Source organism: Winogradskyella sp. (genome assembly GCF_045105575.1).
Taxonomy (GTDB): domain Bacteria; phylum Bacteroidota; class Bacteroidia; order Flavobacteriales; family Flavobacteriaceae; genus Winogradskyella.
The window spans coordinates 99881-109555 of the sequence record NZ_JBGCDQ010000002.1 but is presented as its reverse complement, the minus strand read 5'-3'; the positions used below and the strand labels follow the sequence as shown (position 1 = coordinate 109555).

At 34.3% G+C, this 9675-nt stretch carries 9 protein-coding genes; 5 read left to right on the top strand and 4 right to left on the bottom strand.

Annotated elements, in window-relative coordinates:
• The first annotated feature begins 147 nt into the window (after positions 1 to 147).
• Positions 148 to 1437 carry a threonine synthase gene (gene thrC, locus AB8B52_RS00505; protein WP_406024151.1) on the top strand — a complete coding sequence of 430 codons (1290 nt, stop codon included), beginning with the start codon at positions 148 to 150 and terminating at the stop codon, positions 1435 to 1437.
• A 133-nt stretch (positions 1438 to 1570) separates the two neighbouring features.
• Positions 1571 to 1906 (top strand): n-acetylglutamate synthase, encoded by a 336-nt coding sequence (locus AB8B52_RS00500; RefSeq protein ID WP_406024149.1) that lies wholly within the window; start codon positions 1571 to 1573, stop codon positions 1904 to 1906.
• A gap of 3 nt (positions 1907 to 1909) precedes the next feature.
• Here AB8B52_RS00500 and holA read toward each other — a convergent pair whose 3' ends face one another.
• Positions 1910 to 2917 (bottom strand): DNA polymerase III subunit delta, encoded by a 1008-nt coding sequence (gene holA, locus AB8B52_RS00495; RefSeq protein ID WP_406024147.1) that lies wholly within the window; start codon positions 2915 to 2917, stop codon positions 1910 to 1912.
• A 141-nt stretch (positions 2918 to 3058) separates the two neighbouring features.
• Between holA and AB8B52_RS00490 the strand changes: the two genes are divergently transcribed.
• The 3 genes from AB8B52_RS00490 to AB8B52_RS00480 all read left to right on the top strand — a co-directional run bounded on the left by AB8B52_RS00490 (position 3059) and on the right by AB8B52_RS00480 (position 5463).
• Positions 3059 to 3508 carry a type I restriction enzyme HsdR N-terminal domain-containing protein gene (locus tag AB8B52_RS00490; RefSeq protein WP_406024155.1) on the top strand — a complete coding sequence of 150 codons (450 nt, stop codon included), beginning with the start codon at positions 3059 to 3061 and terminating at the stop codon, positions 3506 to 3508.
• On the top strand, positions 3509 to 4501 hold the full coding sequence (locus tag AB8B52_RS00485; RefSeq protein ID WP_406024145.1) for a glycosyltransferase family 2 protein: 993 nt from the start codon (positions 3509 to 3511) through the stop codon (positions 4499 to 4501).
• Between the two features lie 104 nt (positions 4502 to 4605).
• Complete coding sequence (locus AB8B52_RS00480) at positions 4606 to 5463, top strand: flagellar motor protein MotB (RefSeq protein ID WP_406024143.1); 858 nt, start codon at positions 4606 to 4608, stop codon at positions 5461 to 5463.
• A 60-nt stretch (positions 5464 to 5523) separates the two neighbouring features.
• Here AB8B52_RS00480 and AB8B52_RS00475 read toward each other — a convergent pair whose 3' ends face one another.
• The 3 genes from AB8B52_RS00475 to AB8B52_RS00465 all read right to left on the bottom strand — a co-directional run bounded on the left by AB8B52_RS00475 (position 5524) and on the right by AB8B52_RS00465 (position 9607).
• A complete protein-coding gene (locus AB8B52_RS00475; RefSeq protein ID WP_406024141.1) occupies positions 5524 to 6126 on the bottom strand; it encodes a hypothetical protein in 603 nt (200 codons plus the stop codon).
• Positions 6127 to 6337: 211 nt separating this feature from the next.
• Positions 6338 to 8434, bottom strand: a complete 2097-nt coding sequence (locus AB8B52_RS00470; protein ID WP_406024140.1) for a von Willebrand factor type A domain-containing protein — start codon at positions 8432 to 8434, stop codon at positions 6338 to 6340.
• 90 nt (positions 8435 to 8524) lie between these two features.
• A complete protein-coding gene (locus AB8B52_RS00465; RefSeq protein WP_406024138.1) occupies positions 8525 to 9607 on the bottom strand; it encodes an AMP-binding protein in 1083 nt (360 codons plus the stop codon).
• Positions 9608 to 9675 lie beyond the last annotated feature (68 nt).

Here is a 9675-nt window from a genome sequence, read left to right as displayed (position 1 = left end):
AAATGTTAAAGGTATAAAGCCCATAAACTAATAATGCTGTTACACTGAGCTCAGCCGACGTGCAGATCAGTTAATTTCAAAAGGTCTTCGACTAGGCTCAGACTGACATTATCAGTCGATTCAAAAAACTGAACTAATTAAACAACTATGAATTACTACTCACTAAATAGAAAAGCACCAAACACGACCTTTGCAGATGCTGTTGTTAGAGGATTAGCACCTGACAAAGGGTTATATTTCCCTGAAACAATCACACCTTTAGACGCTTCCTTTTTTGAAACGATAGAAGATAAATCGAATGTAGAAATTGCCTTTGAAGCAATTAAACAATTTATAGTACCTGAGATTCCAGAAGCCGTTTTAAAGACTATAGTTGAAGAAACTTTGAATTTTGATTTTCCTGTTGTAGAAATCAATGAGAACATTTCTACGCTTGAATTATTTCATGGCCCAACAATGGCATTTAAAGATGTTGGCGCACGTTTTATGGCCAGATGCTTAGGCTATTTCAACACATCTAACACCAACGAAGTTACGGTTTTAGTAGCTACTTCTGGAGATACGGGTGGTGCTGTGGCCAATGGATTTTTAGGCGTAAAAGGTGTTAATGTCGTTATATTGTATCCTAGTGGCAAAGTAAGTGATATACAAGAAAAACAACTTACAACTTTAGGGCAAAACATTACAGCCTTAGAAGTAGACGGTGTATTTGATGATTGCCAAGATATGGTAAAGCGTGCTTTTATGGACGAGGAACTAACAAGTAAAATGCAATTAACCTCTGCCAACTCTATAAATATTGCACGTTGGTTACCGCAACTCTTTTACTTTATGTTTGCATATAAGCAATTAAAAGCCAAACATAAAGACATTGCATTTTCTATACCAAGTGGTAATTTTGGCAATATCTGTGCGGGCATGGTGGCACAAAAATTAGGTTTACCAGTAAAGCATTTTATTGCATCTAATAATGCCAATGATACGGTAGTTAATTTTATGACGACTCAGTCCTATATACCTAAATCTTCTGTGCAAACGATAAGTAACGCCATGGACGTTGGTAATCCAAGTAATTTTATACGAATACAAGAATTACATGATAATAACTTTGATGATTTAAAAGCCAACTTATCGGCTTTTAGTTATACAGACGATGAAACAAGAAAGGCACTTTTAGAGCTTTATTACGACTATAATTATATAGCAGATCCTCATGGTGCTGTTGGGTATTTAGGTGCAAAGACATATTTGGAACGTAACAAGGCTCACGTCATCTTTTTAGAAACTGCACATCCTACTAAATTCCTGGATGTTGTTGAGGATGTTATTAAGGAAAATATAGAGTTACCACCTCAAATTGAAGCGGTTATGGATAAAGAAAAAGTCGCAATTTCCATTGGATCTTATAATGAAATGAAGGCGTTTTTATTGAATTAATTTTTTTCTTTAGAAGCTCATATTTCTATTTCAATCCATATTACACAAGTGTCTCTCTTCACAAAAGAGTGAATTGAGAACCTGAAATATGCTACAAAACATAATAGAATTCTCAAGAAAAAAACACTAATAAATGAACTATGACGGAAAGATTTTTAAGCCTATAAAAACATCTCATAATAGTGAAACTTCTAGTGATACTATTTTTCAGTACAAACAACATGGACCCATTTTAACCTCGGACTATGCAGGAAGTACTATTAAAAAAGGACATCTTATAGGTCTTGTCTCTGAAGATGGTACTATTGATATGCACTACCATCAAGTAAACCAAAATAATGAATTAATGACTGGGATATGCACGTCTAAACCTGAAATTCTTCCAAATGGAACCATAAGACTTCATGAAACATGGAAATGGACTTCTGGTGATCAGTCCGAAGGCACATCTATTCTCGAAGAACAATAGTCTCTACCCTAAAACCCTAACTAGCAACTCCCTAAGCAAGTCGCCTTGAGGTAGTGCATTAGCTCCAACACCTTTACTTTTCACATCAAATTCTCTTAATATTGCAATCACTGCACTCACTTTTCGCATTGGGTAATTACGAGCTGCCGTGAGATATTCATTTACAAAATAAGGATTTACCCTTAAAGCCGTTGCAACACTTCGTGGATTCTTATCGTTCATACCATGAAGATGCAATAATTGTGAGAAAAAATTAAAGAGTAATGCTACTGTCACCACCATCGGATTATCCTTTGGATTATCACTAAAATACTTTGCGATTTTGTGAGCCTTCACAACATTTCTCTCACCTACTGCTTTTCGTAATTCAAAATTATTGTAGTCTTTGCTTATACCTATATTTTCTTCTATGTGCTCCGGTGTAATCTGTGTTCCTTTTGGTAAAACAATTTTGAGCTTATTGAGCTCATTATTCACTTTATTTAAATCTGTACCTAAAAATTCAACTAGCATCTGAGCTGCTTTTGGTGAAATATCATAACCTTGTCCTTTTAAGACACGTCTAATCCAATCGGGTACTTGATTTTCATAAAGTTTTTTACTTTCAAAAACTAGACCTCCATTTTTATTGATAGCCTTATATAAAGGCTTTCGCTTATCTAATTTCTTGTATTTATAATTTAAAACTAAAACCGTAGAGGGTTGAGGGTTTTCGGCATATTGCTTCAATTTCTCAATTGTTCTGCTCAAATCCTGAGCTTCTTTTACAATCACAACTTGGCGTTCAGCCATCATCGGATAGCGCTTTGCATTGCTCACAATGTCATCTATAGTGACATCTCGACCGTACAATACCATTTGGTTAAATCCTTTTTCAGCTTCGTCCAAAACAGTATCTTCAATAAAATCTGAAATCTTATCGATATAGTAAGCCTCCTCACCCATTAAGAAATAGATAGGTTTAAGATCGCCTTTTTTAATAGCTGTAACTAATTGTTTTACGTCGTCCAAAACTTTTAGAATTCCAAAAAATAAATTCCAAACTCAAATACGTTTACATTAAGCTAAAAGCTCAATTTCGAATTTTGGGATTTAAAGATTGTGATTTATAGTATTCTGTTTAACTTTGATCAAATTACTGTGTTAACGCTAGTGCAAGAACTCAACTTTCCAAAGTTTGAATACCGTTTCAAAAGTACAGAAAATAAAGTTTCTATTTTTGATGTCATTCGGAAAAAATTCATCATTCTTCAACCCGAAGAATGGGTAAGACAACACTGTGTACATTATTTAATTAATGACAAAAACTATCCTAAATCGTTAATTAATGTTGAAAAAGAACTCATCATTAATGGTTTAAAAAAACGTTATGACATTGTCATTTTTAATCCAGATGGCAGCATTTATCTAATTGTTGAGTGCAAATCGCATAAAATTAATATCGATCAAACGACTTTCGATCAGATTGCACGTTACAACTTGGTCTTAAATGCCACGTATTTAATGGTAACTAATGGTTTAAATCATTATTATTGTGAAATGGATTTTAAAGCCGAACGTTACGCGTTTTTAAAAGATATTCCAGATTATAAAACGAAATAAATGCTTCAAACTAAAGATCTTGCTGTTGTTATTTTAAACTGGAATGGAAAGGCCTTGCTCGAAAAATTTCTACCTTCAGTGATACACTATTCTGAAGATGCCTTAATTTATGTTGCTGATAATGCCTCAACGGACGACTCAGTTGCTTTTGTGACGACACATTTTCCAACGGTAAAAATCATTCAGAATCTTGAAAATGGTGGCTATGCCAAAGGCTATAACGACGCCCTAAAACAAATTGAAGCACCACTACTCTGCTTGTTGAATAGCGATATTGAAGTCACGGAAAATTGGCTTCAACCTGTTATTTCTGAATTCAATGCTAGCGAAGCTACAGCCATCATTCAGCCAAAAATTTTAGATTACAAAAAAAAATCGCATTTTGAATATGCTGGCGCAGCTGGTGGATTTATTGATAAATTTGGTTATCCTTATTGTCGTGGACGTATTTTTGATACCATCGAAAAAGATAAAGGACAATACAACGCTACTACATCTATTTTCTGGGCTTCTGGTGCCTGTTTCTTTATAAAAACGAGGGTTTTTAAAACCTTAAACGGTTTTGATGAGAGCTATTTTGCGCATATGGAAGAAATTGATTTGTGCTGGCGCGCTTTTAATAGCGACTATACTTCAAAATACGTGGGAACTTCTGTGGTTTATCATGTTGGTGGTGCAACGTTAAGCCATACCAACCCAAAGAAAACCTATCTCAATTTTAGAAATAGCTTGTTTTCTTTATTAAAAAACGCGGACAAGAATGTGGTATTTAAAATCTGGGTCCGAATGGTTTTAGACGGCATTGCAGCCCTTCGTTTTTTGTTTCAATTTAAACCCTTGTTTTTTGCTGCCATTCTTAAGGCACACGTTGCGTTCTACATTAATTTACCTCGAATTCTAAAACAGCGAAAGCAACTTCCAAAACGGGCTCGTTATTACGAAACTAGCTCCATTGTTTGGTCTTATTTTATAAAAAACCGCACGCGATTTTAATTGTTTGTAAAATTGTTAAAGTTTTTGTTAATCCATGTACTACGCGCCTTTCTTTTCTATAATTTTGATATGTTGTTATTAAAAATTAAAACTAGAATTCAATTATGAAAAAATTAATGTTATTAGGTGTTGGTGCGATGCTAGTATTATCGTCATGCGTCGCGAAAAAAGAACATTTAGCACTTCAAGAAAAATATCAAGAAAGTCAAGATTTATTAAATACTGCAACCGTTAAATTAAATAGCTGCCTCTCTGACAAAGCTGCTGCAATGGCGCGTGTGGAAACTATGAGAGAACAACTAGCAGATTTGCGTAAATCTAACCAAGATTTAATCGATACAAAAGGAGATTTAACCACATTGACAAAACAAGGTTCAGAAAATCTTGAAAAATCTTTAGAAAGTTTAAAAGAACGTGATTTAAAAATTACAAGACTACAAGATGCACTGACTAAAAAAGATAGTGTCACCCTTGCCATAGTCAGTAGCCTTAAGAAAGCCGTTGGTATTAGTGATCCTGACATCGAAGTGAATGTAGAAAAAGGAGTCGTCTTTATTTCTATTGCTGATAAATTGTTATTTAAAAGTGGTAGTTATATTGTAACAGATAGAGCTAACGAAGTTTTAGCGAAAGTTGCAAAAGTGATTAACAGCAAGCCTAATTTTGAAGCTATGGTAGAATCGCACACAGACAATGTATCTTACAGCAAGCCACCATTATTAGACAACTGGGATTTAAGTGTAAAACGCGCCACTTCTGTAGTGAGAGTTTTAGAAAGCTTAGAAGTTAATCCACAACAATTAATTGCTGCTGGTCGTAGTTCTTACGTGCCTTTAGTAGAAAATGACACTGCTGAGAATAAAGCAAAAAACAGACGTACACGTATTGTTGTATTACCTAAAATTGATCAATTCTACGAAATGGTTGAAGAAGAAATGAAAAATTTATCTGCTGGAAATTAATTCTTGCAAGTTTTAGTGTTAAAAAACCCAATGCCAGCGCATTGGGTTTTTTTATGCTTATTAATCTTTTATAATCGCAATTAATTCTGGTAATAAGGCAATAGCGGACAAAACAACCGCATTTCCTTTATTTGAATTGGTGTTTTTAGCAGTATTTACAGTGGCTCTAGAAACGTCTACTTTTCTATTTGGAAGTCGGATCATTACTACTGCGTTTTCAGCACCTTCTATATAATGTTCTTCAGCATATTTATAAGCAACTGAAATGCCATCGTCTTCAAGTTTAGTCATACTCATTTTTGGATGCTCTATAGCATACAATAACTTTTTCACCTCTGTCGCTTTAGCTTTATTAAGTGCAATGCCATTAAGATAATTATAAGTTACCATAGTAATGACATCGTTTTCAGTAACACGTTTAGACAATAGTTTAAAGGCTTGTTTCAAAATAACACCATCTTCCGTATTAAAGTCATCATCATAGGTTTCAATAAGAAATGTGAGGTGTTTAGTTTTAGTAGAATCTGCTTCAACGCTGTAATGCTCAACGATAAAAGTAATGAGGTTATCTAAAGTTACAGATTCTGTTTCAATGGCTTTTTCTTGTGCAATACTAGTTAAAAACATGAGTAATGCAATTGCTAGAGTGGCTGTTTTCTTCATGGTTAAAAATTTTTAGTTTCCTAAATTTAAGCATGATATACAGTTTATAAAACTCATAATGAGTGAAGTATTGGTTTGAATGAGTTAATGAACCTGCAAACTTTTATTATAATTTTTTTCTTGTTTTTGATTTTTGAATACAAACAAATACCTTTAGAATTCGCCAAAGCGTTTCTAAAGGTATTAGAGAAATTTTTACTTTAAGAAGATTCTATTTCAAATTGTCATAAGATTTTACCAATCGGATAAACTCAGCTCTGTAACCCTCATTGTCTTCTCCTCTGCCATTTTCAGCTAAGGCAATCACCTCTGCCGTTGTTGCTTTATTGCAGTATTTTGAATTGCGCAGTTGCATACCGAATAAGGCCACGGCTGAAGCAAAATTCATATCACTAGACGCTTCAGTAATGTTATGATCTTGCACATGAACCATTTCGATACTTTTGGCTTCATTTGGTCTTTTATATCTGAATTTTACTGTGAATAGTTCTTCATTATAATCTGAAACTGATTCAGGTTTAGTATATTTCAATTCTGGTACAGTTTTAAGGTAGTCACTTTGAATTCCTACTGGAATGATTTCATACAAAGCCGTAACCGTATGACCGCTTCCTAATTCGCCAGCATCTTTAGTGTCATCTATAAAATCTTCGTCGGCCAACAATCTATTTTCATAACCAATAAGTCTGTAAGCTTGTACTTTTTTAGGATTAAATTCTACTTGAATTTTTACATCCTTAGCGATGGTAAAAAGCGTGCCACCAAATTCTTTTCCGAAGACTTTTTGTGCTTCTTGCATGTTGTCAATATACGCGTGATTTCCGTTGCCTTTATCAGCTAAAATTTCTAATTTTGAATCTTTATAATTACCATATCCAAAGCCTAAAACAGATAAAAACACTCCAGTTTTACGTTTTTCTTCAATTAATGCCTTCATGTCCTTATCACCTGAAGCACCAACATTAAAATCACCATCAGTAGCTAGAATGACACGATTGTTGCCTTTTTTCTTAAAATGCTTTTCTGCTAATTTGTAAGCTAATTCAATACCTGCACCTCCAGCTGTGGATCCACCTGAATTTAACTGGTCTAAAGCCGCCAATATCTTTTCTTTTTGGTCGCCAGAAGTCGGCTCCAATACCACACCTGCAGCACCTGCATACACCACAATAGACACTTTATCTTTTTCTCTTAATTGATTGACCAAAAGTTTGAATGCACTTTTTAATAATGGCAATTTATTTTGAGCACTCATTGAACCCGAAACATCGATTAAAAATGTTAAGTTAGAGGCTGGAAGCAGGTCATTTTCATACGTTTTGCCTTGAAGTCCTATCCTCACCAATTGTGTGTCGTTATGCCAAGGTGTTTTTACCACTTCTGTATTTATAGAAAAAGGATGTTCGTCTGTGGGTTGAGGATAGTTATAATTGAAGTAATTCACCATTTCCTCAAGCTTAACGGCATCTGTAGGAATCGTTTCTCCATTATTAATTAAACGTCTTACGTTACTATAACCTGCTTTATCTACATCAATTGAAAAGGTAGATAAGGGAGATAATTGGGTGCGTTCAAAATTATTCTCGGTGATATTGGCATAGTCTTCGTCATTCTGAATGCGATAATTTCCTTGTTTTGTTGTAATTACAATACAACCATCTTTTGCGGAATCTCCAAATTTATCAACGGCTTCAGTAGATTTATAAACATTGATATGTTCTATTGCATCTGATTTAATTTCTTTTATCAAAATATTATATCCTTTTTGAATCGGAATACCATCCACGATATACAACACGTTAGAATCATCAGACGAATGAGTTCCTTTAATCGTTAAACCTGCAGCTTTACCTGAGAGTTGCTGAGCAATTTTATTGTGCATTCGCTTTTTAGCTTGGTTTCTAAGTTGTGATTTGCTTGGTTGGTAGTTTTGCGCCGAAACTGCTGATACCGAAGTAGATATTGATTGTCTGGTTGTTTTCCCATAAGCCATTACCACAATTTCATCTAAGCGACTATGATCGCCTTTCAAGGCTACATCATAAGTAAGACTTTTGCCAACCGTAATTTTCTCAGTTACCATACCTACGTAAGACACTATTAGAACATCACCTAAATTAACTTTAAGCGTATACTTGCCATCAAAGTCGGTTTGAACTCCGTCGGAAGTCCCTTTTATAACGACACTTGCTCCAGGAAGTGGCAAGCCATCGTCAGCCGAAGTGACTGTTCCTGAAATTGTTTTTTCTTGAGATTGTATCTGCCAAGACGCACATACGAGACATAAAATAAATACGAAATTTTTCATAAGAGTTGATTTATAAGTTGCTGTAAACCTATAAATAAACTCGAAGCGTTAAAACCTAGAATGAGTGAAGTGGCAATTTGAATGAGTTAACTATCTCAGAACCGCCTTGATTGTTTTTTTACGCTGAATTTTTCCATTAACGGTTTCTAAAAACTTATCTACGGTATAGACTTCTTTTGGAATTTCGAATTTAGTAATGCCTTTTAATTGTATGATTCTGTTTTTAATACTTTCAGCAGAATCTCTTGGGTTTTCTATAATCAAAATTAATTTCTCACCAAGTTCGGCATCGTCTTCTCCTGCTATAATAAAACGCTCATCAATTACAGGTTGTAATTTATCTTCAATTTGTTCCGGAAAAAGTTTGACTCCACCAGAATTAATCACGTTATCAAATCGCCCTAAAAGCTCAAAACTTGTTTCGGTTTTTAAATCAACGATGTCATTGGTAATCAGTGCCTCTTCAACCAAATTTGGAGCATTAATAATGAGACAATTTCTATCATCTACAGCAAAACTAACATGCTCTAACGCCTCAAAATAAGCTTCCTTTTTTCCAGATTTAGATTGTAGTGATCTTACTGCAACATGCGTCACGGTTTCCGTCATACCATAAGTTTCATAAAACTTTGGTTGACCATTAGCAATCTTTTGTAATAGAGGTTTGGTGACTTTTGAACCACCAACAATAATGGTTTTTATATTATAAACATAATCAATAGTATGCTTTAATTGCAACGGAATCATAGCACAGAAATCGTAAATTTTTTCGTAATCGAAAATAGGATGTGCAGAAGGCTCTACAAAATCGAGTTCTAAACCTAAAACCAAAGCACGTACAAACATCATTTTACCAGCAATAAAATGGCTTGGCAAACAATGTAATGCTTTATCGCCAGGCTCTAAACCAAAAAAGTTACCTGTTGCTATGGCAGAATTGACCATGGCTTGTTTCATCAACTTAATTTCCTTAGGCTGACCTGTAGAACCGGAAGTTGCAACATACAAGTAATCTTTACTATTTAACCAATCTAGTAAAAAATTACCAGTTACTTTTTCGTAAGGCAGGCCTTCTTTAATAAGGCTGTAAGCGACTTCTTTTAAATCTTCGTGCGTAAAATGAAGTCCGTTAAACTTAAAACGGTTATGTACTTTATTATATGTTGGTGTCATCTATTAGCAATTTAAGGTTAAAACAATGATTTCGATTTGGTTGTTTAGTTGTTTAGAGCATTTCATAA